Origin of the sequence: Niveibacterium microcysteis (genome assembly GCF_017161445.1) — a bacterium.
Taxonomy (GTDB): Bacteria; Pseudomonadota; Gammaproteobacteria; order Burkholderiales; family Rhodocyclaceae; genus Niveibacterium; species Niveibacterium microcysteis.
The window spans coordinates 725,143-749,261 of the sequence record NZ_CP071060.1 but is presented as its reverse complement, the minus strand read 5'-3'; the positions used below and the strand labels follow the sequence as shown (position 1 = coordinate 749,261).

Sequence of the window (24,119 nt, the reverse complement as noted above, 5' to 3'; positions counted from 1 at the left end):
GCTGCGACGCTTTAGTTGCGCGGGTCAGCGCCCGGCGGCAGATCGTCCGCCAGCGGTTCCTGCCCGGGTACGCGATAAGCCTCGTCCGCCCACGCGCCAAGGTCGATCAGTTTGCAGCGTTCCGAGCAGAACGGGCGCCAACGGCTCTCGGGCGCCCACACGACGGGCTGGCTGCAGGTGGGGCACTTGACGGTGCGCGGGGTCGGGTTGCTCATGCGTGTTGCCAATCAGAATGGAAGATGCCGGCGCGGTCCGTGCGCTCGTAAGTGTGGGCACCAAAGAAGTCGCGCTGCGCCTGAATCAGGTTGGCCGGCAGGCGCGCCGAACGGTAGCTGTCGAAATACGCCACCGCCGATGCGAAGGTCGGCACCGGCACGCCGGCCCGCACCGCATGGCACACCACCTCGCGCAAGGCGGCCTGGTAGTCCGCTGCGATGCCGGCGAAGTACGGGTCCAGCAGCAGGTTCGCCACCGCCGGATTCGCCTGGTAGGCATCGGTGATGCGCTGCAGGAAACGCGCACGGATGATGCAGCCGGCGCGGAAGATCTTCGCAATCTCGCCGTATTGCAGATCCCAGCCGTGCTCATCCGACGCAGCACGCAACTGCGCGAAGCCCTGCGCGTAGGAGATGATCTTCGACAGGTACAACGCGCGGCGAACCGCCTCGACGAAGGCCGCGCGATCGCCCTCGAACGGTGCCGCGGCAGGGCCAGCCAGCACCGCACTCGCAGCCACCCGCTGATCCTTCAAGGCGGAAATGCAGCGCGCGAACACTGACTCGGTGATCAAGGGCAGGGCCACACCCAGATCCAGTGCGGACTGCGAGGTCCACTTGCCGGTGCCTTTCTGGCCTGCCTTGTCGAGGATCGCATCGACCAGATAGCCGCCGGTCTCGGCATCCCGCTTGCGGAAGACCTGGGCGGTAATCTCGATCAGGAAACTGTCCAGCTCGCCCGTATTCCAGTCGGCAAACGTGTCAGCCAGTTCGTCGTTCGACAAGCCGGCGACGCCCTTCAGCAGCGCGTAGGCCTCCGCGATCAGCTGCATGTCGCCGTACTCGATACCGTTGTGCACCATCTTCACGTAGTGGCCGGCGCCGTCTGGGCCGATGTAGGTCACGCAGGGCTCACCGTCGGGCGCACGTGCGGCGATCTCGCGCAGGATCGGCGCCGCCAGCTCATACGCATCGCGCTGCCCGCCGGGCATGATCGACGGCCCCTTCAGCGCGCCCTCCTCGCCACCGGAGACGCCCATGCCGATGAAGTTGATGCCGGTCGTCGCCAGCTCACGGTTGCGCCGGATCGTGTCGGTAAACAGCGTGTTGCCGCCGTCCATCAGGATGTCGCCGGGCGCCAACAGCGGGCGCAGCGCGGCAATCGTGGCATCGGTCGCGTCGCCCGCTTTCACCATGATCAGGATGCGGCGCGGGGTTTCCAGCGCAGCGACGAATGCCTCCAGCGACTGCGTCGGCACCAGCTTGCGCCCCGGGTTCTCACGCACCACCTCTTCGGTCTTGTCGAAAGAGCGGTTGTAGAGCGCCACGGTGTAACCACGGCTTTCGATATTGAGCGCAAGGTTGCGGCCCATCACGGCCATGCCGATGACGCCGATCTGTGGCTTCGTCATGATCATTACTCCAGTCAGGGGACGGAACGGGCGAGGCCCGACCAGGCTCGGTTGCGCTGCGGGTCCGCAGCGATGCCGGCTCTTTTCGAACGCGCGAGTTTAAGGGATTCGAGCGATGCGGCGGGCCGGAGGTTCCGGCTGCGCGATCAGAGATTGCAGAAGGTCAGTTCGAATTCGACATCAGATTCGGCTTGCCGCGTGCGGGCCACGCTGGCGGCGCCGACGAAGCGCACATTCAGCGCGTACTTGTTGGCGCTGATTTCCGGTACGAAAGACTCGTCCTGCGCGAGACGGATCCGCAGCATTTGCGCGCTGCGCCCGCCCATCATCATCTGGAACTGGCCGCGGTGCGCGACCAGGTTGTCCGGCCGGCCACTGGCGCGTAGCAGGCGCAGCACGATCGCAAGGCCTTCGCGGATCGGCGTCATCGGCCCGATCCAACCCCGCAAATCCGCCTGGCGGGCTTCGGTACTGCGGTGCAGCCAATAGTGGTACGAGGGAAGGTCGAACTCGCACACGCCGCCGGGAATCGCCGCGCGGCTGCGAATGTTCATCAACCATTCGTTCTCGCGCAGGTACTGGCCGATCTTGCCGGCCATGGCCAACAGCGCGGCACTGGCCTGCTCGATCTCGTAGAGCGCGCCGGAGAGCGCTTCTTCGGAGATGTCTGGGTTGTGCCGGAAGGACACCAGAATCTGGCGCTGGCGTTCCAACTCCTGCACCAGATCGACCTTCAGGTCGGCGCGGCTGGCGACATCGAGAATCTCGAAGACGCTCACCAGCGCGGTGTGATGTTCGTACGCCCCATCCGACAGCGTGAAGTGCAATGCCTTGTCGAACAGGTCCTCAAGCCGCAGCAGTGTGCGAATGCGCTCGTTCAGCGGATATTCGTAGGTGATCACTGCGCGATTCCGGCGTCCGTTTGTCGTTGTGTAAAACGCGAAACTTGAGAAAGTGCTTTAAATCATAGCAGGGAATTTGTCACGAAAGCCGCGCCGGCATTGAGGTTTCAGCACGATAACGGCGATCGAGCTCATCGACTTGACGCTGCAGCGCAGCAATGTCACCGCTGTTGTCGATCAGATCGTCTGCAATTGCGCGCCGTTGGGCTCGCGAAGCCTGCGCAGCCATGATCGCTTCGACTTGTTCGCGGGCGAGCCCGCTTCGCCGCATGACGCGTTCCAGTTGCAGCGCCTCAGGTACGTCAACCACCGCAATCCGGTCGCAACGCGAGCGATAGCCCCCAGATTCCACCAGCAGCGGCACGACCAGCACGACGTACGGCGCAGCCTGCGCCGCAGCCACAGCCGCGTCGCTGCGTGCGCGAATCATCGGATGCAGGATGCCCTCCAGGCGCTGTCGCGCAGACGGTTCACCGAACGCCAGCGCACGCATCGCGGCGCGATCAAGGGCACCATCCGCCCCGATGATTTGTGGGCCAAACGCCTGCTGCAATGCGGGAATCGCATCACCGCCAGCTGCCGTGAGCTGGTGGGCGATCTGGTCGGTATCGACAATCGCCGCCCCCAATGCCGCGAAGCGCTCCGCTGCGGCACTCTTCCCGCTACCGATGCCGCCGGTCAGACCGACCACAAGGGGGCGTGTCGTCACGTCAATCAGCGTCCGAGCGGGCAGTTCGCACGCGGTGCACTGGGCACACGCGACGAGGTGTCGCTCGAAAAACTGGCGAGCTGGTCAGCCGGACCGGTCACTTCCAGTTTGATGCTGCTGGTATCGCGAGCCTCGATACGGGCACTGCGTACCCCTTTGGTCTTGAGGGCCTCAAGGGCGCGGTTCGCCGACTCCTCACTCTTGTAGAGGCCGAGCGAGATCGCGTTCTGATTGGCGCCCGGATCCTTGACGATGAAGTAGTCGTTTACGCCGAGCGTGCGCAACTCCTCGGCCTTCTTCTCCGCGCCGGCCCGATCCGTTTGCGGTGGCAGGTGTACCCACCACGAACTCGTGCCGTTCACGGTCTGTTCCTTGGCAGTGAACTTGAGCCCTTTCGCACGCAACGCAATTGCGTCGGCCTGGGCCTTGGTCAACCCACCCCAGCTGACACACGCTAGCGCCAAGGGTTTGGTCGCAGGCGCCTCGACCGGTGCGGATTCAGCCGCGGGTGCCGTCTCGCTGCTCGCCACCACCGGGGCCGACTCCGACGCCACCGGCGCTGGGTCCGCCGCAGCCTGCTCAGGCGCTGGCGCGTCGTCGCCATGGCCAATGATCTTGAGCTTCTCCGGGTGCAACTGACTCGACAGGCGATCCGGCTCTCCGCCCGGGGCAGCCGAGAAGCCCGTCATGTTCATCAGCGCAAGCAAGGCATTCGCGCCAAGCAGCAGATAGAGGAAGAACGTTTTCATGGTGCGCGATTATCGCAGGAAGGGCGCCGGGTCGGCCTCATCAAACATCGAAGATCACTTGGGGGTCCGGCTTGCGGCCGCTCAAGGCGGCAGCAATGCGCTCCGCCGCCGACACGCCGCGCGCATGGGCCTCCTCACAAACCGAGAAACCGCTGACATCCGCATGCGCAAACTGCAAGGTTGGCAGGCCGCGCGCAAACCAGTGTCGCGCTGGATCCGCCAGAAAGCCAGGCAAGGGACGCGCCATCGCGTGGCCGTGCCGGATGCAGTCAATCCTCGAAACATGGTCGGCCAGATCGGGGTAGGCCGGCGCGAGCTCGCTCAAAGCCATTGCCGCCCAATGTTCCCGCGGTTGTGCCAACAGCTCACGCCGCAGAATCTTGCTGGGCGCCCCTTGCAGCGAGTGATACCAGGTCCACACCGTCGGCGCTTGGGCCGCCGAGAGGCGCTGATGCGTGGCGACCACGTAACCGAGCGAACGCGAGCCGTAGAGCACGTTGTCCCAAGCACGCTGCGCGCCGGGACGCTCGGGTGGAGAACTATGTAACGACAACTGCGCCATCACCCAAGGTGCGTAGTCGATGCGCGCCGCATAGTCACGTGCACTGTCGGGCAAGCCCTCGATCACGCGCGGAGCGACGAACAAAGGGCCCGCCCAAACGATGGCTTTCGACCGGACACGACAGGTCCGGCCGCTTGCAATGTCCTCTACCCAACTCTCATACCCGCTGCGCGTCGCCCGCACGCGCCGGACTATGGCATTGCATTGCAGACGCTCGCCGCCGATGCGTGCGGCGAGCCCCTCGGGGATCCATCCATTGCCTTCAGGTGCGGTGAGCACCACGTCGCTCGATGCCCCCTCCGCTTCACCATCACGGGCGGCAAAGTAGTGAAGGCCGGCCCAGGCGGATACCATCGCAGCGGGGGTACCGAAGTCATCGCGGCAAGCGTAGTCCACGTACCAGTGCAGCGGCGCGGAATTCAGCCCTTGGCCGCGCAGCCACGTCGCGAAACTGACGTGGTCCAGCGCGAGCGCGTCGCCATCCACCTTGCTGGCCGCCATTGGTAGCGCGAACGCCTTGCCAGCGGCGCTACGCCGCCGGAACCGCGCGACCAGCTCAAAGAACGCTTGCATCTGCCCCCGCTCCGCGGCGGTCAGCCCCGCCTCGGGGACGATGCCCTCCTGCCAGTGCCCAAAGCGGAGGAGCCGCTCCTGAGGGGCCGCGACAAGCAGCCTCTCCGCATATCGTGGACGCACCGAATCCGGCGCTCCTTCGATCGCCCCTAGGTCGCTCAATAGCCGCCGAAGCGTAGCGCTCTCGCGGGTGGGCAGCGGCAGATAGTGCGCGCCAAGCGGATAGCGGGAAATCGAATTGCCCCCACCGCGCGCATTGCCGCCCGGAGCACTCTGCAAATCGGCGACCATGAAGTCGTCAATGCCCGCTCGCGCAAACCACCACGCAGCGGAAAGCCCCCCTATCCCCGCGCCGGCGATCAGCACCGCGGTGTCAGCCGTTGCGTCGAATCGTACGTCACCGGCCGGCGTTTGCAGCCTGTGACCAATCGCTGGATCGACACCAAGCCAGTCCCCTGGCGGAAGCCCGGCAATCCGATGCTTGGGCGCGCAAGCGAGCAATGGGAGCGCCCCTGCGGCGCCAATCAGCGCACGTCTATCCATCGACTCTCCGTTATCACCATGAGCTTCTGGGAACAGCGCTCGCAGAAACGACGAAAGGCCGGAGATTACTCTCCGGCCTTTCGCGTTACATCTTGCTACTCGCGCAGCAACACCGCAGAGATCAAGCCTCCGACGGGGTCACCACTTCGGCCGTTTCCGGACGATCAACCAGTTCGACCAGCGCCAGCGGCGCATTGTCGCCGACACGGAAGCCACACTTCAGGATACGAAGATAGCCACCGTTACGGTTTGCAAAGCGCGGACCGAGGTCATCAAAAACCTTCACGACCATCTCGCGGTCGCGCAGGCGGTCAAAAGCGAGACGGCGATTTGCCAGGCTCGGCTTCTTGCCCAGGGTGATGATCGGCTCCACCACGCGGCGAAGTTCCTTCGCCTTGGGCAGGGTCGTCTGGATAACCTCGTGACGCAGCAGCGCGTTCGACAGGTTGCGCAACAGGGCCTGACGGTGGGCGCTGGTGCGGTTCAGCTTGCGAAGACCGTTACGGTGACGCATTTTCGTATTCCTCTTTCAGTCTGGCCTGACAGCGATCAACCGAGCTTTTCGAGCCCGGCCGGCGGCCAGTTTTCCAGCTTCATGCCAAGGGTCAGGCCGCGCGAAGCGAGCACTTCCTTGATCTCGTTAAGTGACTTGCGGCCAAGGTTCGGCGTCTTAAGCAGCTCGGTTTCCGTGCGCTGGATCAGATCACCGATGTAGTAGATGTTCTCGGCCTTCAGGCAGTTCGCAGAACGCACCGTCAGTTCAAGATCATCCACCGGACGCAGCAGCAGCGGGTCAACCGTCGTCTTCTGCACCGGTGCTTCGGTCGCAGTGACGGTCGGGCCGAGGTCAGTAAAGGCCTCAAGCTGGTCACGCAGCACGCCGGCCGCAAAGCGGACAGCTTCCTGCGGATCCACCGCGCCGTTCGTCTCGATGTCCATCACCAGACGGTCGAGGTCCGTACGCTGTTCAACGCGAGCCGCTTCAACCTGGTAGCTAACGCGACGCACCGGGCTGAACGAAGCATCCAGCAGGATGCGGCCGATCACCTTCGCATCCGCGTGAGCGGGGCGCATGTTGCCCGGAACGTAACCACGGCCTTGCTCAACCTTCAGGTGCATCTCAAGCTTACCGCCCGGGGCGAGGTGAGCGATCACATGATCCGGGTTGATGATCTCGACGTCATGAGTCGTCTCGATATCACGCGCGGTCACGACGCCTTCGCCGTTCTTGGACAGCTTCAACGAAGCCTCGGTGCGATTGTGCAACTTGAACACAATACCCTTGAGGTTCAAGAGGATGTCGACGACATCTTCCCGCACACCATCAAGCGTGGAGTACTCGTGAAGCACGTTCTCAATCTGCACTTCCGTCGGCGCATAACCCGGCAACGACGACAGCAGGATGCGTCGCAGCGCGTTGCCCAGGGTATGACCGAACCCGCGCTCGAACGGCTCCATCACGACCACGGCATGCACCGGGGAGACGTTTTGGACGTCGATGATGCGCGGCTTCAGAAGAGTGTTGCTTTGCATGGGCAATCCTTCGTGTGGGGGCGCGCCCGAGGGCGCGCCGTGCCATTAACGCGAGTACAGTTCGACGACCAGGCCTTCATTGATCGAGGACGACAATTCCGCGCGCTGCGGATAGGCCTTGAACGTGCCCTTGCCTTCCTTGATGTTGACCTCAAGCCACTCCGGGAAACCGCGTTGCTCGGCGGCCTCGAGGGCAGCCTTCACACGCAGGTGACCACGGGTCTTGTCTGCCAGCGAAACCACATCACCCGGACGCAGCGAGTACGACGGGATGTTCACGCGCTTGCCGTTGACCAGCACGCCGTTGTGGCGCACGACCTGACGAGCTTCAGCGCGCGAAGCGCCGAAACCCATACGGTATGCCACTGCATCCAGACGGCCTTCCAGCAGCTGGAGCAGGTTTTCGCCGGTTTGACCCTTGCGACGATCTGCTTCGGAATACACGCGGCGGAACTGACGTTCCAGCACGCCGTAGATCCGGCGGATTTTTTGTTTTTCGCGCAGTTGCACGCCGTAGCCGGACAGACGCTGACCGGACTTCTGACCATGCTGACCCGGCGCGTAGGCGCGGCGCTCGATTGCGCACTTATCGGTGAAGCACTTCTCCCCTTTCAGGAAGAGCTTCTCGCCTTCGCGGCGGCACTGGCGACACTTGGCATCTAGATTGCGAGCCACGTTTGAACTCCTTTAAATGCGACGCTTTTTCGGCGGACGGCAGCCGTTATGCGGGATCGGCGTGATATCGGTGATCGAAGTCACCTTGATGCCGAGCGCATTGAGCGCGCGCACCGACGACTCACGACCCGGGCCGGGGCCGGTAATGCGGACTTCAAGATTCTTGATCCCGCACTCGACCGCTACCTTGCCGGCCTGGTCAGCCGCAACCTGCGCAGCAAACGGGGTGCTCTTGCGGGAGCCCTTGAAGCCTGCGCCACCGGCGGTCGCCCACGACAGGGCATTGCCCTGACGGTCGGTGATCGTGATGATCGTGTTGTTGAAAGACGCGTGGACGTGGGCAATGCCCTCAGCCACGTTCTTTTTGACTTTTTTGCGAACCTTCGCAGCGGTCTTAGCCATTACTTAGCCCCTGATTATTTCTTGCCGGCGATCGGCTTGCGCGGACCCTTGCGGGTACGGGCGTTGGTACGGGTGCGCTGACCCCGGAGCGGCAGACCGCGACGATGACGAACGCCGCGATAGCAGCCCAAGTCCATCAGACGCTTGATGTTCATCGTCACTTCGCGACGCAGGTCGCCTTCGACGGTGAACTTGCCGACCTCGTCGCGAAGCCGATCCATCTCAGCTTCGGTCAGATCCTTGACCTTGGTCGTGCGCGCCACGCCCGCGGCATCACAGATCTTCTGTGCGCGAGTGCGACCGATACCGAAAATCGACGTGAGTGCGATTTCCGAGTGCTTGTGGTTCGGGATGTTAACCCCAGCGATACGGGCCATGCTGTTACCCCAAATACGCTAAACGTGTTGTACCGAAAGCGCGGGGCATCAGCCCTGGCGCTGCTTGTGACGCGGATCTTCGCAGATCACACGCACCACACCTTTGCGACGGATGACCTTGCACTTCCGACAAATCGGCTTGACCGAAGCCTGAACTCTCATGTTTCGCTCCTAATTTCCAAAACTATTTGGCCCGGAAGACGATGCGACCTTTGGTCAGATCGTAGGGCGTAAGTTGTACTGTGACCCTGTCGCCGGGAAGGATACGGATGTAATGCATCCGCATCTTTCCGGAGATATGGCCCAACACGACGTGCCCGTTTTCGAGCTTTACCTTGAACGTCGCGTTCGGCAAGGTCTCGACGACCTCGCCCAACATCTCAATGACGTCTTCCTTGCTCATCCCTACTTGGTCGGCAGCCCTGCACCCTTGAAGTTCGCCTTCTTGAGAAGGCTCTCGTATTGGTGCGACATGATGTAGGCCTGAACCTGGGACATGAAGTCCATCGTGACGACCACGATAATCAGCAGCGATGTTCCACCGAAGTAGAACGGCACGTGCCAATTCAGAATCAGGAACTCAGGAATCAGGCAAACGACCGTGATATACACAGCGCCAGCCAGCGTGAGCCGCGTCAGAATCTTGTCGATATACCGAGCCGTCTGTTCACCCGGACGAATCCCCGGAACGAACGCGCCACTCTTCTTCAGATTGTCGGCCGTCTCCTTCGAATTGAAGACGAGCGCCGTATAGAAGAAGCAGAAGAACACGATCGCCGATGCGTACAGCAGCACGTAGACCGGCTGCCCCGGTGACAGCGTAGCGGCAAGGTCCTTGACGAAACGCGCCACCGGCGACTCGCTCGCACCGCCGAACCACTGCCCCAGCGTTGCCGGAAAGAGAATGATCGACGAAGCAAAGATCGGCGGAATCACGCCAGCCATGTTCAACTTCAACGGCAGGTGCGAACTCTGACCGCCGTAAACACGGTTGCCGACTTGACGCTTCGCGTAGTTCACCAGGATCTTGCGCTGGCCGCGCTCAACGAACACGACCACCGCCGTCACCACCGCAACGAGCGCGCAGATGAACAGCGCCGAAACGGGATGCATTGCCCCGGTCCGTACCAGTTCGAACAGGCCACCAACCGAATTCGGCAGTCCCGCTGCGATACCCGCAAAGATGATCAACGAGATCCCGTTGCCCAGACCACGCTCAGTGATCTGCTCACCCAGCCACATCAGGAACATCGTGCCGGTCACCAACGTCGTAATCGTCACGAAACGGAACGTCAAACCCGGATCCAGCACCAAGCCCGCTTGCGCTTCAAGCGCCACCGAAATGCCGAACGCCTGAAACAGCGCCAGCGCAACAGTGCCGTAGCGGGTGTACTGCGTGATCTTGCGACGCCCGGACTCGCCTTCTTTCTTCAACTGCTCAAGCTGCGGCGACGCAACGGAAAGCAGCTGCATGATGATCGATGCCGAAATGTACGGCATGATCCCCAGCGCGAAGATCGTAAAGCGAGACAGCGCGCCACCTGAGAACAGGTTGAACACGCCCAGGATTCCGCCCTTCTGCGACTGAAACAGCTCGGCGAGTCTGACGGGGTCGATTCCAGGAACTGGGATATGCGCGCCGATCCGATAAACGATCAACGCACCCAGCAGGAACCAAAGCCGCCGCTTCAGATCGCCGAACTTGCCGGTCTTGCCGAGTGTTGCCGAAGGATTCGCCACCATTGCGTCCTGGCTTTACTCGGCCACGCTGCCGCCGGCAGCCTCGATCGCAGCCTTCGCGCCCTTGGTGGCACCAACGCCACGCAGAACGACCTTGCGACCGATTTCACCCGACAGAATCACCTTCGCGGACAGCGCGTCGCCAGCGATCAGGCCGGCGCTCTTCAGCACCAGCAGATCGATTTCAGCCGCTTCCAGCTTGTTGATCTCGGAAAGGCGGACTTCAGCGTTGCGAGCCGCAGTCAGCGAATTGAAGCCACGCTTCGGCAGGCGACGCTGCAAAGGCATTTGACCGCCTTCGAAGCCAACCTTGTGGAAGCCGCCAGCACGGGACTTCTGCCCCTTGTGGCCGCGACCGCAGGTCTTGCCCAAACCACTACCAATGCCGCGCCCGACACGCTTCTTAGCATGCTTGGAACCAGCGCCCGGCTTAAGGTTATTCAGTTCCATTTAGCCCTCGCACTTCACCAGGTACGCAACTTTGCGAACCATGCCGCGCACCGCCGGCGTGTCCTCAAGTTGAACCGTGGAATTGATACGGCGCAGACCAAGGCCACGCACGGTGGCGCGGTGGTCTTGCTTGGTGCCGATCAGGCTCTTCACGAGCGTGACACGAATCGTCTTGTCAGCCATGACTTACCCCAGGATCTGTTCGACGGTCAGTCCGCGCTTCGCAGCGATCTCAGCCGGCGTATTGATTGCCGAAAGACCGTTGAGCGTTGCACGCACGACGTTGTACGGGTTGGTCGAGCCGAGGCACTTGCAGATCACGTCGGTCACGCCCATCACTTCGAAGACTGCGCGCATTGCGCCGCCCGCGATGATGCCGGTACCGGTCGGCGCCGGCTGCATCAGAACTACCGATGCGCCATGCTTGCCGATGATCTGGTGCTGCAGCGTGCCGTTCTTCAGAGAAACCTTGAACAGCTTGCGGCGCGCCTCTTCCATGGCTTTCTGGACAGCGACCGGAACTTCGCGGGACTTGCCCTTGCCCATTCCGATACCACCGTCGCCATCGCCAACCACCGTGAGCGCTGCGAAACCGAGGATGCGACCACCCTTGACCACCTTGGTGACCCGGTTGATCGACACCATCTTTTCGCGCAGGCCATCATCGCGCTCTTCACCAGCCTGTGCTTTTTTCGTCTGTTGCTTAGCCATGACGTCCCCGCTCAGAACTTGAGGCCGCCTTCGCGGGCCGCCTCAGCAAGCGCCTTGACGCGGCCGTGGTACTTAAACCCGGCACGGTCAAACGCAACCGCTTCGATACCGGCGGCCTTGGCGCGCTCGGCAATAAGCTTGCCCACTACGGCAGCTGCCGCGGCGTTCCCGCCGTTCGACAGATCCTTGCGGACGTCGGCCTCGACGGTCGATGCCGCCGCGAGAACCTTCGAACCACAGCCCGAGATGACTTGGGCGTAGATATGGCAATTGGAGCGGAACACAGTGAGGCGAACCGCCTTCTTTTCGGCAATCACGGCGCGGGTTTTGCGAGCCCGACGCAGACGCGTTTCCTTTTTGTTCATGATCTTCCGCCCTTACTTCTTCTTGGTTTCCTTCAGGACCACCACCTCGTCGGCATAACGAACACCCTTGCCCTTATAGGGCTCAGGCGAGCGGTACGCGCGCACTTCAGCGGCAACCTGACCAACCAATTGCTTATCGATACCCTTGATCAGGATTTCGGTCTGAGTCGGCGTTTCGACCTTGATGCCGACCGGCATCTGGTGAACGACCGGGTGCGAGAAGCCCAGCGTCAGGTTGAGCTTGTCGCCTTGAGCCTGAGCACGGTAACCGACGCCAACCAGGTTGAGCTTGCGCTCGAAACCCTTGGTCACGCCATTCACCATGTTCGCCACCAGCGCGCGGGTCGTACCCGACAGCGCGTTGCCCAGATCAGCACCGGCAACCGCCTTGCAGACCAGCTTGTCGCCGTCACGCTCCACCGTCACCGACGGATGCAGCTTCTGCTTCAGCGAACCCAGCGGGCCCTTAACCGACACTTCACCTGCAGCCAGCGCCACCTCAACACCTTGCGGCAGCACCACGGGGTTCTTTGCTACACGAGACATCGCACCCCTCCTTAGGCCACGATGCAGAGCACTTCGCCGCCCACATTGGAAGCGCGTGCCTTGCGATCGGTCATGACGCCACGCGGCGTCGAGACAATGGCAACACCAAGGCCGTTCATGACCTTCGGCAGGTTGTTGCTACCACGGTAAATACGAAGTCCAGGACGGCTCACGCGCTCAATGCGCTCGATAACCGGGCGGCCTGCGTAGTACTTGAGCGAGATGTCCAGCTCACGCTGACCACCTTCACCACGAACCACGAAACCGTCGATATAGCCTTCGTCCTTCAGGACTTCAGCGATAGCCACCTTAAGCTTGGACGTCGGCATAGAGACAGATGCCTTCTGCGACGACTGCGCATTGCGAATGCGCGTCAGCATATCGGCGACCGGATCGGACATACTCATTCTTCCGTCTCCTTACCAGCTGGCCTTGGTCATACCCGGAACTTCGCCGCGGAAAGCAATCTCACGCAGCTTGTTACGGCACAGACCGAATTTGCGGAACACACCGCGCGGACGACCGGTCAGCGCGCAACGATTGCGCTGACGGGACGGCGACGCGTTGCGCGGCAGCGACTGAAGCTTCTGGCGCGCAGCTGCGCGCTCTTCGTCTGTCAGCTTGCTGTCATTGATCTTCGCGACGAGTTCGGCGCGCTTTGCCGCGAACTTTGCGACCGTTTTGGCGCGCTTATCTTCACGGTTGATCAGAGCGAGTTTCGCCATAACACCCTCAATTCTTGAACGGGAACTTGAACGCCGCGAGCAGCGCGCGCGCTTCGTCGTCCGTCTTGGCAGTCGTGGTGATGCTGATGTTCAGACCGCGCAGCGCGTCGATCTTGTCGTACTCAATCTCGGGGAAAATGATTTGCTCTTTCACACCGAGGTTGTAGTTGCCACGACCATCAAAGCCCTTGGCGACAATGCCGCGGAAGTCGCGAATACGCGGCATCGCGATCGTCACCAAACGATCCAGGAATTCGAACATCCGCGGACCGCGCAGGGTCACCATGCAGCCGATCGGATAACCATCACGAATCTTGAAGCCGGCGATCGACTTCTTCGACTTGGTGGTTACAGGCTTCTGGCCGGCAATCTTCAGCAGATCACCCACAGCATTGTCGAGCACCTTCTTGTCGCCGACCGCTTCACCGACACCCATGTTCAGGGTGATCTTCGTGATACGGGGGACTTCCATCACCGACTTGTAGCCGAACTTGTTCGTCAGCTCACCAACAACGGTCGATTTGTAAAACTCTTGCAGGCGTGCCATCACCACTCCTTAACGATCGACCAGCTCGCCGTTCGACTTGAAGAAACGAACCTTGCGGCCGTCCTCAAGGACGCGGAAGCCAACGCGATCACCCTTCTGGGTCGCAGGATTGAAGAGCGCGATGTTGGAGATGTCGATCGGCATTTCCTTTTCGACAATCCCACCCACCTGGCCACGCACCGGATTCGGACGAACGTGCTTTTTCACACGATTCACGCCCTCGACCACAACATGCTGATCGTCCACGCGGACCAGCACGGAACCGCGCTTGCCCTTGTCTTTTCCGACGAGGATTACGACCTCGTCACCCTTGCGGATCTTGTCCATATTCGGCCCTTACAGCACTTCCGGCGCGAGCGAGACGATCTTCATGAAACGCTCGGTACGCAACTCGCGCGTAACCGGCCCGAAGATGCGCGTACCGATCGGCTCGAGCTTGTTGTTGAGCAGCACCGCAGCGTTCGTATCGAACTTGATCAGCGAGCCGTCCGGACGACGAACACCCTTGGCGGTACGAACCACCACGGCGCTATAAACGTCGCCCTTCTTCACGCGACCGCGCGGCGCGGCATCCTTGATGCTCACTTTGATGATGTCACCGACACCAGCGTAGCGGCGCTTGGAGCCGCCGAGCACCTTGATGCACATAACCGAACGCGCGCCGGTGTTATCGGCCACGTCCAGAATGGTCTGCATTTGGATCATTGCTTAACTCCAACTTAATCCGCCGCGTGAGCGGCAGTCAGTCTTGGAACCCGTTCGGGTGGAAACAGATTGGCGTCCGGATGAAACCACCCGAACGCCAATCGGTGAAGCGCGAGATTCTAGCAGAGCCCCGGCGGGTTCCGCAAGTATTAAATTACGCGAGCCTTTTCGAGCACTCGCGTCACGCGCCACGCCTTCGTCTTGGAGACCGGCGCACACTCCTCGATCTCAACCAGGTCGCCTTCAGCGGCAACACCGGCATCAACGTCGGCGTGGTACTTCTTCGAACGAATAATCACCTTGTCGTAGAGCGGGTGCTTAACACGACGCTCGATCAGCACGGTGACCGTACGTTCCATCTTGTCGCTGACAACACGGCCGCTCAAAGTCCGCTTGATGGCATCAGTCATTTTGCGGCTCCCTTCTCGCGAAGAATCGTACGAACGCGAGCGATATCGCGACGCACGTTACCCAGTTGGGCGTGGTTGTTCAGCTGCTGAGTTGCCAGTTGCATACGCAGCGAAAACTGCGCCTTCAACAGATCAAGCAACTCCTTGTTCAGCTCAGAGGGCTCTTTCGCCCTGAGTTCGCTGGCTTTCATCTTTATTGCCCCACCTGGCGAGCAACGAAAACCGTCTCGATCGGAAGCTTGGCCGCGGCGAGGCGGAAGGCTTCACGGGCGAGCGTCTCATCAACGCCATCCATTTCATACAGCACTTTACCCGGCTGAATCTCAGCGACCCAGTACTCCGGATTACCCTTGCCGTTACCCATACGGACTTCAGCCGGTTTCTGCGAAATGGGCTTGTCCGGGAAAATACGGATCCAGATACGGCCGCCACGCTTGATGTGACGCGTCATTGCACGACGCGCCGACTCAATCTGGCGAGCAGTCAAACGGCCACGTCCGATCGCCTTCAGGCCGTACTCGCCGAAGCTGACCTTGGTGCCGCGGGTCGCAACGCCGGTGTTGCGGCCCTTCTGCTCCTTACGATACTTCCTTCTCGCCGGCTGCAGCATTGTTCGCTCCTGCTTTGTTTACGCGCTTGGCACCGGCCTTGTCAGCCGCCCCATCGCCGTTTGCACGGCGGGCCGGACGACGAGCGCCCGGCTTCGCATCACCTTCTTTGGCACCGCGGCGAGGACGGCGGTTTTCACCTTCCGGAGCCTCGACGACCGCAGGCTGTTCGCCACGGCCGAGGGTGTCACCCTTGTAGACCCACACCTTGATGCCAATGATCCCGTAGGTCGTCTTGGCTTCCGAGGTGCCGTAGTCGATATCGGCGCGCAGCGTATGCAGCGGCACACGACCTTCGCGATACCACTCGGTACGTGCAATTTCGGCACCGTTCAGACGGCCCGAGCTCATGATCTTGATGCCCTGGGCACCCAGACGCATGGCGTTTTGCATCGCACGCTTCATCGCGCGGCGGAACATGATCCGCTTTTCAAGCTGCTGCGCGATCGAGTCGGCGATCAGCTTGGCGTCGACTTCCGGCTTGCGGATCTCTTCGATGCTGACGTGTACAGGCACCTTCAGGATCTTCTGCAGATCAGCCTTCAGCTGCTCGATATCCTCGCCCTTCTTGCCGATCACAACGCCCGGACGGGCGCTGTAAACGGTGATACGGGCGGTTTTCGCCGGACGCTCGATCAGCACACGGCCAACCGAAGCGTGACCCAGCTTCTTCTTCAGATGCTCGCGAACCTGCAGGTCCTCGAGAAGCATCCCCGAGAAGTTCTGGCTGTTTGCGAACCAGCGCGAAGTCCAGTTACGCGTCACCGAGAGGCGGAAGCCAGTCGGATGAATCTTCTGTCCCATGTGTGCTCCTTACTCGCCGACAGTCACGTAGATGTGGCAAGTCGGCTTGAGGATGCGGTTACCGCGTCCCTTTGCACGCGCCGTGAAGCGCTTGAGCGACGTACCCTGTTCGACGTAGATGCTCGTCACCTTGAGAGTGTCGATATCAGCGCCGTCGTTATGCTCCGCATTCGCGATCGCCGACTCGAGCACCTTCTTGACGATCTTGGCGCCCTTCTTCGGGCAGAACGTCAGAGTATTCAGGGCTTGGTCGACTTTCTTGCCGCGCACCAGGTCAGCCACCAGCCGACCCTTTTGGGCGGAGAGACGGACGCCGCGCAGAATTGCTTTGGTTTCCATCGTCGCTCCTTACTTCTTCGCCTTCTTGCTGGCGGCGTGACCCTTGAACGTACGGGTCAGCGCAAATTCGCCGAGCTTGTGACCGACCATGTTCTCGGTGACATACACCGGAATATGCTGACGACCGTTGTGCACCGCGATCGTGAAGCCGACAAATTCGGGCAGCACGGTCGAACGACGCGACCAGGTCTTGATCGGACGCTTGTCATTGGAACCCCGAACGGCATCGACCTTCTTGAGAAGGTGCGCATCGACGAAGGGGCCTTTCTTGATAGAACGAGCCATTTCTTACCTCTTAGCGCTTGTGCCGACGCTGGACAATCATGGTGTCCGTGCGCTTGTTCGAGCGAGTACGGTAACCCTTGGCCGGGGTACCCCACGGGCTGACAGGCACGCGACCCTCACCGGTCTTACCTTCACCACCACCATGCGGGTGATCGATCGGGTTCATCGCGGTACCACGCACCGTCGGACGGATGCCACGCCAACGCTGAGCACCAGCCTTACCGATCTTGCGGAGGCTGTTCTCTTCGTTGCCGACTTCACCGATCGTCGCGCGACACTCGATGTGCACCCGGCGGATTTCACCGGAACGCAGACGCAGCTGAGCGTAGCTACCTTCGCGAGCGAGCAGCTGGACCGAAGTACCAGCGGCGCGAGCCAGCTGGGCACCCTTGCCCGGGAGCATCTCGATGCAGTGGATCGTCGTACCAACCGGAATATTCCGAATCGGCAGAGCGTTACCCGACTTGATCGGCGCCTCGGACCCGGAAACGATCACTTGACCGACTTCCAGACCACGCGGAGCGATGATGTAGCGGCGCTCGCCATCGGCATAGCACAGCAGCGCGATGTGGGCGGTACGGTTCGGGTCGTATTCGATACGCTCGACCTTTGCCGGGATGCCATCCTTGTTGCGCTTGAAATCGACAACGCGGTAGTGCTGCTTGTGACCACCACCCTGGTGGCGCACCGTGACGCGACCATGCGCATTGCGGCCAGCGTTCTTCGTCTGCTTTTCGACCAGACCGGCGAACGGCTTGCCCTTGTGCAGATTCGGGTTGACCACTTTGACGACGCCGCGGCGACCCGCGGATGTCGGCTTGACCTTGACCAGCATTTAAGCGGCCCCCCCTTCAACGAAGTTGATCTCCTGACCGGCCTTCAGACACACAAAGGCTTTTTTCCAGCCCTTGCGGCGACCCGTCGTGCGACCAAAACGCTTGACCTTGCCCTTGACGTTCGCGACCTGCACCGAATCCACTTCAACCTTGAAGAGGAGCTCGACAGCAGCCTTGATCTCGGGCTTGGTGGCGTCAGATGCCACCTTGAAAATCACCTGCTCGTTCTTCTCCGCGACATAAGTCGCCTTTTCGGAGATCTGCGGCGCGAGCAGAACCTGGTACAGACGTTCTTGAGAGAAGCTCATTGCCACATCTCCTCCATCTTGGCGACCGCTGCCTTGGTGACGATCACCTTCGGGAAGCGGATCAGCGAAACCGGATCGGTTTCCTGCACGCCGAGCACCAGCACATCGTGCAGGTTGCGCGAGGACAGCAGGAGGTTCTCGTCCAGGTTGTCGGTGATCACCAGCGCGGAATCCAGGCCCATACCCTTGAGCTTCTGAACCAGAAGCTTGGTCTTCGGGGCTTCGATACCGAAACCATCAATCACCACCAAACGGTCTTCACGGGCCAGCTGCGAGAGAATCGACGCCATGCCGGCGCGATACATCTTGCGGTTCAGCTTCTGCGTGAAGTTCTCGTCCGGGCTATTCGGGAAGGTGCGACCGCCCCCACGCCACAGCGGGCTGGAAGTCGAACCAGAACGCGCGCGACCGGTACCCTTTTGACGCCACGGCTTTTTCGTCGTGTGCTTGACCTCAGCGCGGGTCAATTGCGCACGATTGCCAGAACGGGCGTTTGCCTGGTAGGCCACCACGACCTGGTGCACCAGCGCCTCGTTGTATTCGCGGCCGAACAAAGCATCGGATGCCTGAACGGTCGACGAAGCCTGGCCCTGCTCATTAATCAGCTTCAGTTCCATCTCGCCCCCGCTCACTTGGCCTTGACAGCCGGACGCACCACGACGTCACCACCGTCGTGACCGGGCACTGCGCCCTTCACGAGCAGCAGGCCGCGCTCAGCATCCACACGCACCACTTCGAGACTCTGGACCGTCGCACGGACAGCACCCAGATGACCCGACATGCGCTTACCCGGGAAAACACGACCCGGATCCTGCGCCATACCAATGGAACCCGGCACGTTATGGCTACGCGAGTTACCGTGGGTTGCGCGCTGCGAACCGAAGTTGTGACGCTTGATGGTGCCAGCGAAGCCCTTACCGATGGACACGCCCGTCACATCGACCTTCTGGCCGACGGTGAAGATTTCGACGCTGATGACATCGCCAGCCTTGTACGAGGCGAGCTGTTCGTCAGCGAGTCGAAATTCCTTCAGGACGTGACCGGCTTCGACACCGGCTTTGGCGAGATGACCGGCAGCCGCTTTGTTAACGCGACTTGCACGGCGCTTGCCGAAAGTCACCTGAATCGCGGCGTAGCCGTCGACATCAGGCGTCTTGATCTGGGTCACTCGGTTGTTCGACACGTCAAGCACCGTCACCGGGATGGAAACACCATCCTCAGCGAAGACGCGAGTCATGCCGACCTTGCGACCAACAAGGCCTAGACTCATGTTGTTCTCCTGAAAATCCGGTTGCGATTGACCGGACCGCTAAAAAGTCGAATCGCGCCCAAACAGATGGGCGCGAATCCGAAATTATAACCGCGTGCTTAAAAAATACGCAAGCGGTTCAAATTACTGCAGCTTGATCTCGACGTCGACGCCTGCTGGCAGGTCGAGCTTCATCAGCGCATCAACCGTCTTGTCCGTCGGGTCGATGATGTCCATGAGGCGCTGATGGGTGCGGATTTCGAACTGATCGCGCGAGGTCTTGTTAACGTGCGGCGAACGCAGCAGGTTGTAACGCTCGATGCGGGTCGGCAGCGGAACCGGGCCGCGCACGACTGCGCCGGTGCGCTTCGCGGTTTCAACGATTTCCTGGGCGGACTGATCGATCAGACGATAGTCGAATGCCTTCAGGCGGATGCGGATCTTTTGGCTTTGCATGATGTATTCCTAAAGAGCGGTAAAGAACGCAAAGAACAAAGGGCGCCCGTTCGGGCGCCCCTGCACAACAATTACTCGATGATCTTGGCGACGACGCCAGCACCAACGGTACGACCACCTTCGCGGATTGCGAAGCGCAGACCTTCTTCCATGGCGATCGGGGCGATCAGCTTGACGGTGATCGAGACGTTGTCGCCCGGCATGACCATCTCGGTGCCTTCCGGCAGCGCGATCGAACCGGTCACGTCGGTGGTACGGAAGTAGAACTGCGGGCGGTAGTTGTTGAAGAACGGGGTGTGACGACCACCTTCGTCCTTCGACAGCACGTACACTTCACCGGTGAAGTGGGTGTGCGGCGTGATCGAACCCGGCTTGGCCAGAACCTGACCACGCTCGACGTCTTCACGCTTGGTGCCGCGCAGCAGCACGCCGACGTTGTCGCCAGCTTGACCTTGGTCGAGCAGCTTGCGGAACATTTCAACGCCGGTGCAGATGGTCTTGACCGTCGGCTTGATACCGACGATTTCGATTTCTTCGCCGACCTTGACGACACCGCGCTCAACGCGACCGGTCACCACGGTACCGCGACCCGAGATCGAGAAGACGTCTTCGATCGGCAACAGGAACGGCTTGTCGATCGCGCGCTCCGGAGTCGGGATGTAGGAGTCGAGTGCGTCAGCCAGGGCCATGATGGCGCCTTCGCCGAGCTCGCCCTTGTCGCCTTCGAGGGCCTTGAGGGCCGAACCCTTGACGATGGGCACATCGTCGCCGGGGAATTCGTACTTGGAGAGCAGCTCGCGCACTTCCATTTCGACGAGCTCGAGCAGCTCGGCGTCGTCGACCATGTCGCACTTGTTCAGGAAGACGATGATGTACGGCACGCCGACCTGACGGGCGAGCAGGATGTGCTCACGCGTTTGCGGCATCGGGCCGTCAGCGGCCGAGCAGACCAGGATCGCGCCGTCCATCTGGGCGGCACCGGTAATCATGTTCTTGACGTAGTCAGCGTGACCCGGGCAATCAACGTGCGCGTAGTGACGGTTAGCCGTCTCGTACTCGACGTGTGCGGTGTTGATCGTGATACCGCGCGCCTTTTCTTCCGGCGCCGCGTCGATCTGGTCGTACGCCTTCGCTGCGCCGCCGAACTTGGCTGCCAGCACGGTCGTGATTGCTGCGGTCAGCGTGGTCTTGCCATGGTCAACGTGACCGATGGTCCCGACGTTCACGTGCGGTTTCGTCCGCTCGAATTTTTCCTTGGCCATTTTTAGTCCTTAATTGATCAACGCATCACTTCTTGTTGATGATGGCTTCCGCGACGTTGCGCGGCGCTTCGGAGTAGTGCTTGAACTCCATCGAGTAGGTCGCACGACCCTGGGTCAGCGAGCGCAGCGTGGTCGAGTAACCAAACATCTCGGCCAGCGGCACTTCGGCCTTGATGACCTTCATGCCCGCAACGTCGTCCATGCCCTGGACGATGCCACGACGCCCCGAAAGGTCGCCCATGACGTTGCCCATGAAGTCTTCCGGCGTTTCCACTTCAACCGACATCATCGGCTCAAGCAGCACCGGATTGGCCTTGCGCATACCATCCTTGAAGCCCATCGAGGCGGCCATCTTGAACGCGTTTTCGTTCGAGTCCACATCGTGGTACGAACCGAAGTGCAGCGTCACTTTGACGTCCACCACCGGGAAGCCAGCCAGCACGCCGTTCGGCAGCGTTTCCTGCAGGCCCTTGTCCACCGCGGGGATGTACTCGCGCGGCACGACGCCACCCTTGATCGCGTCGACGAACTCGTAGCCCTTGCCCGGCTCGTTCGGCTCGATCTTGAGCACAACGTGGCCATACTGACCACGACCGCCGGACTGCTTGACGAACTTGCCTTCGGCATTCTCGACGGTGCCGCGGATCGTTTCGCGGTAGGCAACCTGCGGGGCGCCCACGTTCGCCTCGACACCGAACTCGCGCTTCATGCGGTCGACGATGATCTCGAGGTGCAGTTCGCCCATACCGGAGATGATGGTCTGACCCGACTCTTCGTCCGTGCGAACACGGAAGGACGGATCTTCCTTCGCGAGGCGGTTCAGCGCGACGCCCATCTTTTCCTGGTCAGCCTTGGTCTTCGGCTCCACGGCGACGTGAATCACCGGCTCCGGGAATTCCATGCGCTCAAGCATGATCACCTTTTCCAGATCGGAAAGGGTGTCACCCGTCGTCACTTCCTTCAGACCGATCGCAGCAGCGATGTCGCCGGCGCGAACTTCTTCGATTTCTTCACGGTTGTTCGCGTGCATCTGCACGATACGACCGATGCGCTCTTTCTTGCTCTTGACCGGGTTGTAGATCGTGTCGCCCGACTTCACCACGCCCGAATAGACGCGGAAGAAGGTCAGCTGACCCACGAACGGGTCGGTCATCAGCTTGAATGCAAGCGCGGAGAACGGCGCATCATCGGTCGCCGGACGGGTGTCGGCGGAGCCATCTTCCTTCTCACCATCAACCGGCGGGATGTCGACCGGCGAAGGCATGTAGTCGATGACTGCGTCGAGCATCGCCTGGACGCCCTTGTTCTTGAACGCCGAGCCACACAGCATCGGGACGATCTCGCCCTTGATGGTGCGATCACGCAGTGCGGCCTTCAGATCGGCCTCAGACAGGTCACCTTCTTCAAGGTACTTGTTCATCAGCTCTTCCGATGCCTCGGCTGCAGCCTCGACCATCTTCTCGCGCCATTCCTTGCACTTGGCAGCCAGTTCAGCCGGGATCTCGCCGTACTCGAACTTCATGCCTTGCGAAGCGTCATCCCACCAGATGGCCTTCATCTTGACCAGGTCAACGACGCCACGGAAGTTGTCTTCCGCACCGATCGGCACCTGGATGGGGATCGGGTTGGCCTTCAGACGCGCGCGCATCTGATCGTGAACCTTGAAGAAGTCCGCACCCTGGCGGTCCATCTTGTTCACGAAGGCGAGACGCGGAACACCGTACTTGTTGGCCTGACGCCAAACGGTTTCCGACTGCGGCTGAACGCCACCAACGGCGCAGTAAACCATGCACGCGCCATCGAGCACGCGCATCGAGCGCTCGACTTCAATCGTGAAGTCGACGTGCCCCGGGGTGTCGATGATGTTGACGCGGTGCTCGGGCAGAGACAGGTCCATGCCCTTCCAGAAACAGGTCGTCGCGGCCGACGTAATCGTGATGCCGCGCTCTTGCTCCTGCTCCATCCAGTCCATGGTGGCAGCGCCATCATGCACTTCACCGATCTTGTGATTGACACCGGTGTAGAACAGGATGCGCTCGGTCGTGGTGGTCTTGCCGGCGTCAATGTGCGCCGAGATACCGATATTACGGTACCGCTCGATCGGGGTTTTGCGTGCCACGGTAGTAACCTCTACCTAAACGAAAGTCCGCAGCAGGTGCGGACAGAAAATCGGTACTTCTGGAAAAGCAATCGAGCCCTTTTCAGGGCCCGACTGCTCTGCGACGGGTCGCAATCAGAAGCGGAAATGCGAGAACGCCTTGTTCGCTTCTGCCATACGGTGAACTTCTTCGCGCTTCTTCATCGCAGCGCCGCGACCTTCAGAGGCCTCGAGCAGCTCACCAGCCAAGCGCTGAGCCATCGACTTTTCCGAACGCTTACGCGCAGCTTCGCGGATCCAGCGCATCGACAGCGCCATACGACGCGACGGACGCACTTCAACCGGAACCTGGTAGTTCGCACCGCCAACGCGGCGGCTCTTCACTTCCACGACCGGCTTGACGTTGCTGATTGCGCTACCAAACACCTCGAGCGGATCCTTGCCGCCCTTGGTCGAGATCACTTCCAGCGCGCCATAGACGATGCGCTCGGCGACGGCCTTCTTGCCGCTCTGCATGATCACGTTGATGAATTTCGAGACATCCTGGCTGCCGAATTTCGGATCCGGCAGGATATCCCGCTTAGGTACTTCGCGACGACGGGGCATTTCAACCTCCTGCTATTTCGAAAGGGATCAGGACTTCTTCGGACGCTTCGCGCCGTACTTGGAGCGCGACTGCTTCCGATCCTTGACGCCCTGGAGGTCAAGCGAACCGCGGACGATGTGATAACGCACACCCGGCAAGTCCTTCACACGACCACCGCGGATCAGGACCACCGAGTGCTCCTGAAGGTTGTGACCTTCACCGCCGATGTACGAGATAACCTCGAAACCGTTGGTCAGGCGAACCTTGGCGACTTTACGAAGCGCCGAGTTCGGCTTCTTCGGGGTCGTGGTGTAAACGCGGGTACAGACGCCGCGCTTCTGCGGACAGGCTTCGAGAGCCGGCACTTTGCTCTTGGAGACCGGGGTTTCCCGACCCTTACGAACGAGTTGATTGATTGTTGGCATTACTTTTCCTCG

General features: G+C 61.0%; 39 protein-coding genes. All 39 read right to left on the bottom strand.

Annotated elements, in window-relative coordinates:
- Window positions 1–11 precede the first annotated feature (11 nt).
- Window positions 12–215: a DNA gyrase inhibitor YacG gene (yacG, locus tag JY500_RS03520; RefSeq protein WP_183636488.1), complete on the bottom strand. Its 204-nt coding sequence runs from the start codon at window positions 213–215 to the stop codon at window positions 12–14.
- On the bottom strand, window positions 212–1,627 hold the full coding sequence (gene gndA, locus JY500_RS03515; RefSeq protein ID WP_206255068.1) for an NADP-dependent phosphogluconate dehydrogenase: 1,416 nt from the start codon (window positions 1,625–1,627) through the stop codon (window positions 212–214). Before gndA ends, yacG begins: the two co-directional genes overlap by 4 nt.
- Before the next feature lie 146 nt (window positions 1,628–1,773).
- Window positions 1,774–2,529: a cell division protein ZapD gene (zapD, locus tag JY500_RS03510; RefSeq protein ID WP_172204969.1), complete on the bottom strand. Its 756-nt coding sequence runs from the start codon at window positions 2,527–2,529 to the stop codon at window positions 1,774–1,776.
- A 79-nt stretch (window positions 2,530–2,608) separates the two neighbouring features.
- Window positions 2,609–3,238: a dephospho-CoA kinase gene (gene coaE, locus JY500_RS03505; protein WP_374604553.1), complete on the bottom strand. Its 630-nt coding sequence runs from the start codon at window positions 3,236–3,238 to the stop codon at window positions 2,609–2,611.
- Between the two features lie 5 nt (window positions 3,239–3,243).
- Window positions 3,244–3,987 (bottom strand): SPOR domain-containing protein, encoded by a 744-nt coding sequence (locus tag JY500_RS03500; protein ID WP_206255067.1) that lies wholly within the window; start codon window positions 3,985–3,987, stop codon window positions 3,244–3,246.
- A 40-nt stretch (window positions 3,988–4,027) separates the two neighbouring features.
- Window positions 4,028–5,488 (bottom strand): NAD(P)-binding protein, encoded by a 1,461-nt coding sequence (locus JY500_RS03495; RefSeq protein ID WP_206255066.1) that lies wholly within the window; start codon window positions 5,486–5,488, stop codon window positions 4,028–4,030.
- Between the two features lie 298 nt (window positions 5,489–5,786).
- Window positions 5,787–6,179: a 50S ribosomal protein L17 gene (gene rplQ, locus JY500_RS03490; RefSeq protein WP_172204978.1), complete on the bottom strand. Its 393-nt coding sequence runs from the start codon at window positions 6,177–6,179 to the stop codon at window positions 5,787–5,789.
- Window positions 6,180–6,214: 35 nt separating this feature from the next.
- Entirely contained in the window at window positions 6,215–7,198 is a 984-nt protein-coding gene (locus JY500_RS03485; RefSeq protein ID WP_172204981.1) for a DNA-directed RNA polymerase subunit alpha, read from the bottom strand.
- Window positions 7,199–7,243: 45 nt separating this feature from the next.
- Entirely contained in the window at window positions 7,244–7,873 is a 630-nt protein-coding gene (gene rpsD, locus JY500_RS03480; RefSeq protein WP_172204984.1) for a 30S ribosomal protein S4, read from the bottom strand.
- A gap of 12 nt (window positions 7,874–7,885) precedes the next feature.
- The gene (rpsK, locus tag JY500_RS03475) at window positions 7,886–8,275 is read right to left on the bottom strand and encodes a 30S ribosomal protein S11 (protein ID WP_172204988.1); all 390 of its coding nucleotides are present in this window, start codon (window positions 8,273–8,275) and stop codon (window positions 7,886–7,888) included.
- A 14-nt stretch (window positions 8,276–8,289) separates the two neighbouring features.
- Window positions 8,290–8,652, bottom strand: a complete 363-nt coding sequence (gene rpsM, locus JY500_RS03470) for a 30S ribosomal protein S13 (RefSeq protein WP_172204991.1) — start codon at window positions 8,650–8,652, stop codon at window positions 8,290–8,292.
- A 48-nt stretch (window positions 8,653–8,700) separates the two neighbouring features.
- Window positions 8,701–8,814, bottom strand: coding sequence for a 50S ribosomal protein L36 (gene rpmJ, locus JY500_RS03465; protein WP_172204994.1), 114 nt, complete (start codon window positions 8,812–8,814; stop codon window positions 8,701–8,703).
- A 22-nt stretch (window positions 8,815–8,836) separates the two neighbouring features.
- Window positions 8,837–9,055 carry a translation initiation factor IF-1 gene (gene infA / locus JY500_RS03460; RefSeq protein WP_172204996.1) on the bottom strand — a complete coding sequence of 73 codons (219 nt, stop codon included), beginning with the start codon at window positions 9,053–9,055 and terminating at the stop codon, window positions 8,837–8,839.
- 2 nt (window positions 9,056–9,057) lie between these two features.
- Entirely contained in the window at window positions 9,058–10,392 is a 1,335-nt protein-coding gene (gene secY, locus JY500_RS03455; protein ID WP_172204998.1) for a preprotein translocase subunit SecY, read from the bottom strand.
- Between the two features lie 15 nt (window positions 10,393–10,407).
- Window positions 10,408–10,842: a 50S ribosomal protein L15 gene (gene rplO / locus JY500_RS03450; protein WP_172205000.1), complete on the bottom strand. Its 435-nt coding sequence runs from the start codon at window positions 10,840–10,842 to the stop codon at window positions 10,408–10,410.
- Entirely contained in the window at window positions 10,843–11,025 is a 183-nt protein-coding gene (gene rpmD / locus JY500_RS03445) for a 50S ribosomal protein L30 (protein WP_172205002.1), read from the bottom strand.
- Between the two features lie 3 nt (window positions 11,026–11,028).
- A complete protein-coding gene (rpsE, locus tag JY500_RS03440) occupies window positions 11,029–11,553 on the bottom strand; it encodes a 30S ribosomal protein S5 (RefSeq protein WP_172205004.1) in 525 nt (174 codons plus the stop codon).
- Window positions 11,554–11,564: 11 nt separating this feature from the next.
- On the bottom strand, window positions 11,565–11,918 hold the full coding sequence (rplR, locus tag JY500_RS03435) for a 50S ribosomal protein L18 (RefSeq protein ID WP_172205006.1): 354 nt from the start codon (window positions 11,916–11,918) through the stop codon (window positions 11,565–11,567).
- A 12-nt stretch (window positions 11,919–11,930) separates the two neighbouring features.
- Window positions 11,931–12,464, bottom strand: a complete 534-nt coding sequence (rplF, locus tag JY500_RS03430) for a 50S ribosomal protein L6 (RefSeq protein ID WP_206255065.1) — start codon at window positions 12,462–12,464, stop codon at window positions 11,931–11,933.
- 11 nt (window positions 12,465–12,475) lie between these two features.
- On the bottom strand, window positions 12,476–12,871 hold the full coding sequence (rpsH, locus tag JY500_RS03425; RefSeq protein ID WP_172205011.1) for a 30S ribosomal protein S8: 396 nt from the start codon (window positions 12,869–12,871) through the stop codon (window positions 12,476–12,478).
- 12 nt (window positions 12,872–12,883) lie between these two features.
- The gene (gene rpsN / locus JY500_RS03420) at window positions 12,884–13,189 is read right to left on the bottom strand and encodes a 30S ribosomal protein S14 (protein ID WP_172205014.1); all 306 of its coding nucleotides are present in this window, start codon (window positions 13,187–13,189) and stop codon (window positions 12,884–12,886) included.
- Window positions 13,190–13,196: 7 nt separating this feature from the next.
- Window positions 13,197–13,736: a 50S ribosomal protein L5 gene (gene rplE, locus JY500_RS03415; RefSeq protein ID WP_172205074.1), complete on the bottom strand. Its 540-nt coding sequence runs from the start codon at window positions 13,734–13,736 to the stop codon at window positions 13,197–13,199.
- A gap of 9 nt (window positions 13,737–13,745) precedes the next feature.
- Window positions 13,746–14,063 (bottom strand): 50S ribosomal protein L24, encoded by a 318-nt coding sequence (gene rplX, locus JY500_RS03410; protein WP_172205017.1) that lies wholly within the window; start codon window positions 14,061–14,063, stop codon window positions 13,746–13,748.
- A gap of 9 nt (window positions 14,064–14,072) precedes the next feature.
- Window positions 14,073–14,441, bottom strand: a complete 369-nt coding sequence (gene rplN, locus JY500_RS03405) for a 50S ribosomal protein L14 (RefSeq protein WP_172205020.1) — start codon at window positions 14,439–14,441, stop codon at window positions 14,073–14,075.
- A gap of 149 nt (window positions 14,442–14,590) precedes the next feature.
- On the bottom strand, window positions 14,591–14,851 hold the full coding sequence (gene rpsQ, locus JY500_RS03400; protein ID WP_172205023.1) for a 30S ribosomal protein S17: 261 nt from the start codon (window positions 14,849–14,851) through the stop codon (window positions 14,591–14,593).
- Window positions 14,848–15,042, bottom strand: coding sequence for a 50S ribosomal protein L29 (gene rpmC / locus JY500_RS03395; protein ID WP_172205026.1), 195 nt, complete (start codon window positions 15,040–15,042; stop codon window positions 14,848–14,850). Before rpmC ends, rpsQ begins: the two co-directional genes overlap by 4 nt.
- Window positions 15,043–15,044: 2 nt before the next feature.
- Window positions 15,045–15,461, bottom strand: coding sequence for a 50S ribosomal protein L16 (gene rplP, locus JY500_RS03390; RefSeq protein WP_172205028.1), 417 nt, complete (start codon window positions 15,459–15,461; stop codon window positions 15,045–15,047).
- On the bottom strand, window positions 15,430–16,263 hold the full coding sequence (gene rpsC / locus JY500_RS03385) for a 30S ribosomal protein S3 (protein WP_172205030.1): 834 nt from the start codon (window positions 16,261–16,263) through the stop codon (window positions 15,430–15,432). Before rpsC ends, rplP begins: the two co-directional genes overlap by 32 nt.
- Window positions 16,264–16,272: 9 nt before the next feature.
- Complete coding sequence (rplV, locus tag JY500_RS03380) at window positions 16,273–16,602, bottom strand: 50S ribosomal protein L22 (RefSeq protein WP_172205032.1); 330 nt, start codon at window positions 16,600–16,602, stop codon at window positions 16,273–16,275.
- Window positions 16,603–16,611: 9 nt separating this feature from the next.
- Window positions 16,612–16,887, bottom strand: a complete 276-nt coding sequence (gene rpsS / locus JY500_RS03375; RefSeq protein WP_172205034.1) for a 30S ribosomal protein S19 — start codon at window positions 16,885–16,887, stop codon at window positions 16,612–16,614.
- Between the two features lie 10 nt (window positions 16,888–16,897).
- A complete protein-coding gene (gene rplB / locus JY500_RS03370; RefSeq protein ID WP_172205036.1) occupies window positions 16,898–17,722 on the bottom strand; it encodes a 50S ribosomal protein L2 in 825 nt (274 codons plus the stop codon).
- Window positions 17,723–18,031, bottom strand: a complete 309-nt coding sequence (gene rplW, locus JY500_RS03365) for a 50S ribosomal protein L23 (protein ID WP_172205039.1) — start codon at window positions 18,029–18,031, stop codon at window positions 17,723–17,725.
- Window positions 18,028–18,648, bottom strand: a complete 621-nt coding sequence (gene rplD / locus JY500_RS03360) for a 50S ribosomal protein L4 (RefSeq protein WP_172205042.1) — start codon at window positions 18,646–18,648, stop codon at window positions 18,028–18,030. Before rplD ends, rplW begins: the two co-directional genes overlap by 4 nt.
- Before the next feature lie 11 nt (window positions 18,649–18,659).
- A complete protein-coding gene (rplC, locus tag JY500_RS03355) occupies window positions 18,660–19,301 on the bottom strand; it encodes a 50S ribosomal protein L3 (RefSeq protein WP_172205045.1) in 642 nt (213 codons plus the stop codon).
- A gap of 123 nt (window positions 19,302–19,424) precedes the next feature.
- On the bottom strand, window positions 19,425–19,736 hold the full coding sequence (rpsJ, locus tag JY500_RS03350) for a 30S ribosomal protein S10 (protein ID WP_172205048.1): 312 nt from the start codon (window positions 19,734–19,736) through the stop codon (window positions 19,425–19,427).
- Window positions 19,737–19,807: 71 nt separating this feature from the next.
- Complete coding sequence (gene tuf, locus JY500_RS03345) at window positions 19,808–20,998, bottom strand: elongation factor Tu (protein ID WP_206255063.1); 1,191 nt, start codon at window positions 20,996–20,998, stop codon at window positions 19,808–19,810.
- A gap of 25 nt (window positions 20,999–21,023) precedes the next feature.
- A complete protein-coding gene (fusA, locus tag JY500_RS03340) occupies window positions 21,024–23,117 on the bottom strand; it encodes an elongation factor G (RefSeq protein WP_206255064.1) in 2,094 nt (697 codons plus the stop codon).
- Window positions 23,118–23,231: 114 nt separating this feature from the next.
- Complete coding sequence (rpsG, locus tag JY500_RS03335; RefSeq protein ID WP_172205342.1) at window positions 23,232–23,702, bottom strand: 30S ribosomal protein S7; 471 nt, start codon at window positions 23,700–23,702, stop codon at window positions 23,232–23,234.
- Window positions 23,703–23,729: 27 nt separating this feature from the next.
- On the bottom strand, window positions 23,730–24,107 hold the full coding sequence (gene rpsL / locus JY500_RS03330) for a 30S ribosomal protein S12 (protein ID WP_172205340.1): 378 nt from the start codon (window positions 24,105–24,107) through the stop codon (window positions 23,730–23,732).
- Between the last annotated feature and the right edge of the window lie 12 nt (window positions 24,108–24,119).

Bases quoted from the DNA above. Each gene is read 5' to 3' on its own strand.
- rpsL (WP_172205340.1), bottom strand. From the start codon at position 24,107: ATGCCAACAATCAATCAACTCGTTCGTAAGGGTCGGGAAACCCCGGTC.
- rpmC (WP_172205026.1), bottom strand. From the start codon at position 15,042: ATGAAAGCCAGCGAACTCAGGGCGAAAGAGCCCTCTGAGCTGAACAAG.
- rplW (WP_172205039.1), bottom strand. From the start codon at position 18,031: ATGAGCTTCTCTCAAGAACGTCTGTACCAGGTTCTGCTCGCGCCGCAG.
- infA (WP_172204996.1), bottom strand. From the start codon at position 9,055: ATGAGCAAGGAAGACGTCATTGAGATGTTGGGCGAGGTCGTCGAGACC.
- rplV (WP_172205032.1), bottom strand. From the start codon at position 16,602: ATGGAAACCAAAGCAATTCTGCGCGGCGTCCGTCTCTCCGCCCAAAAG.
- rplX (WP_172205017.1), bottom strand. From the start codon at position 14,063: ATGGACAAGATCCGCAAGGGTGACGAGGTCGTAATCCTCGTCGGAAAA.
- rpsQ (WP_172205023.1), bottom strand. From the start codon at position 14,851: ATGACTGATGCCATCAAGCGGACTTTGAGCGGCCGTGTTGTCAGCGAC.
- rpsJ (WP_172205048.1), bottom strand. From the start codon at position 19,736: ATGCAAAGCCAAAAGATCCGCATCCGCCTGAAGGCATTCGACTATCGT.
- rplC (WP_172205045.1), bottom strand. From the start codon at position 19,301: ATGAGTCTAGGCCTTGTTGGTCGCAAGGTCGGCATGACTCGCGTCTTC.
- rplP (WP_172205028.1), bottom strand. From the start codon at position 15,461: ATGCTGCAGCCGGCGAGAAGGAAGTATCGTAAGGAGCAGAAGGGCCGC.
- yacG (WP_183636488.1), bottom strand. From the start codon at position 215: ATGAGCAACCCGACCCCGCGCACCGTCAAGTGCCCCACCTGCAGCCAG.
- rpsN (WP_172205014.1), bottom strand. From the start codon at position 13,189: ATGGCGAAACTCGCTCTGATCAACCGTGAAGATAAGCGCGCCAAAACG.
- rpsG (WP_172205342.1), bottom strand. From the start codon at position 23,702: ATGCCCCGTCGTCGCGAAGTACCTAAGCGGGATATCCTGCCGGATCCG.
- rplN (WP_172205020.1), bottom strand. From the start codon at position 14,441: ATGATCCAAATGCAGACCATTCTGGACGTGGCCGATAACACCGGCGCG.
- tuf (WP_206255063.1), bottom strand. From the start codon at position 20,998: ATGGCCAAGGAAAAATTCGAGCGGACGAAACCGCACGTGAACGTCGGG.
- rplQ (WP_172204978.1), bottom strand. From the start codon at position 6,179: ATGCGTCACCGTAACGGTCTTCGCAAGCTGAACCGCACCAGCGCCCAC.
- rpsC (WP_172205030.1), bottom strand. From the start codon at position 16,263: ATGGGACAGAAGATTCATCCGACTGGCTTCCGCCTCTCGGTGACGCGT.
- rpsM (WP_172204991.1), bottom strand. From the start codon at position 8,652: ATGGCCCGTATCGCTGGGGTTAACATCCCGAACCACAAGCACTCGGAA.
- rplO (WP_172205000.1), bottom strand. From the start codon at position 10,842: ATGGAACTGAATAACCTTAAGCCGGGCGCTGGTTCCAAGCATGCTAAG.
- gndA (WP_206255068.1), bottom strand. From the start codon at position 1,627: ATGACGAAGCCACAGATCGGCGTCATCGGCATGGCCGTGATGGGCCGC.
- rplE (WP_172205074.1), bottom strand. From the start codon at position 13,736: ATGGCACGCCTGCAAGAGTTTTACAAATCGACCGTTGTTGGTGAGCTG.
- rplD (WP_172205042.1), bottom strand. From the start codon at position 18,648: ATGGAACTGAAGCTGATTAATGAGCAGGGCCAGGCTTCGTCGACCGTT.
- rplB (WP_172205036.1), bottom strand. From the start codon at position 17,722: ATGCTGGTCAAGGTCAAGCCGACATCCGCGGGTCGCCGCGGCGTCGTC.
- rpsK (WP_172204988.1), bottom strand. From the start codon at position 8,275: ATGGCTAAGACCGCTGCGAAGGTTCGCAAAAAAGTCAAAAAGAACGTG.
- rpmD (WP_172205002.1), bottom strand. From the start codon at position 11,025: ATGGCTGACAAGACGATTCGTGTCACGCTCGTGAAGAGCCTGATCGGC.
- rplF (WP_206255065.1), bottom strand. From the start codon at position 12,464: ATGTCTCGTGTAGCAAAGAACCCCGTGGTGCTGCCGCAAGGTGTTGAG.
- rpmJ (WP_172204994.1), bottom strand. From the start codon at position 8,814: ATGAGAGTTCAGGCTTCGGTCAAGCCGATTTGTCGGAAGTGCAAGGTC.
- rpsH (WP_172205011.1), bottom strand. From the start codon at position 12,871: ATGAGTATGTCCGATCCGGTCGCCGATATGCTGACGCGCATTCGCAAT.
- rpsS (WP_172205034.1), bottom strand. From the start codon at position 16,887: ATGGCTCGTTCTATCAAGAAAGGCCCCTTCGTCGATGCGCACCTTCTC.
- rpsE (WP_172205004.1), bottom strand. From the start codon at position 11,553: ATGGCTAAGCAACAGACGAAAAAAGCACAGGCTGGTGAAGAGCGCGAT.
- rplR (WP_172205006.1), bottom strand. From the start codon at position 11,918: ATGAACAAAAAGGAAACGCGTCTGCGTCGGGCTCGCAAAACCCGCGCC.
- JY500_RS03485 (WP_172204981.1), bottom strand. From the start codon at position 7,198: ATGCAAAGCAACACTCTTCTGAAGCCGCGCATCATCGACGTCCAAAAC.
- JY500_RS03500 (WP_206255067.1), bottom strand. From the start codon at position 3,987: ATGAAAACGTTCTTCCTCTATCTGCTGCTTGGCGCGAATGCCTTGCTT.